Origin of the sequence: Cysteiniphilum halobium, assembly GCF_003574425.1 — a bacterium.
In the GTDB taxonomy this organism is placed as follows: Bacteria; Pseudomonadota; Gammaproteobacteria; order Francisellales; family Francisellaceae; genus Caedibacter; species Caedibacter halobius.
The window spans coordinates 1-535 of the sequence record NZ_QLIU01000108.1; the positions used below are offsets into that span (position 1 = coordinate 1).

Below are 535 nucleotides of genomic sequence, written 5' to 3' on the forward strand. Positions count from 1 at the left end.
AGTGTGAAAGACAGAAGTAAACAAATAAATGGAAATGAAACGACCTAGGAAGAGATGATAACAAACAGATAATTGATGTGCTTTTTAACAAAAGTAAAATTCGTCATAAGAAAGCATAAAGTGATTGCAATTGGTAAGGAAAAAATCTAACAAATACTATGGTAGAGGAGTATGTGTAAGAATGAGAAGAGTTACATAAAGCGCTGCAAACGATTATAAACTGATGCTTCTTTACTTTTTGTTGGGAAGCTTCGTGCAAGTTTTGCCATGTTGATACTTCGCACAACAAATAATCCTAAAATAATGTAAGTTAGGCATTCTAAAGTATGACGAGTATCGTTAAAATAATGCTTAAGTAGCTGCTGAAGTTCCTTTGCGTGTGCCATGCTTCTTTTTATTACGTTTTTAGCAAAACAAAAATGACATGAAAATACTTAAAAATAAAGGGCTTCAGTGACTACTGTCCTGTAGTGTGCAAAATAAGGAAAAAATAATTACATCTGAGGAAACACTTTTCATTAAAAACATTTCTGAA

General features: G+C 32.0%; 1 protein-coding gene. It reads right to left on the reverse strand.

What is annotated here, in order from left to right:
• Window positions 1–191: 191 nt before the first annotated feature.
• A complete protein-coding gene (locus DNK85_RS11110) occupies window positions 192–386 on the reverse strand; it encodes a hypothetical protein (protein WP_119329611.1) in 195 nt (64 codons plus the stop codon).
• Window positions 387–535: the final 149 nt, after the last annotated feature.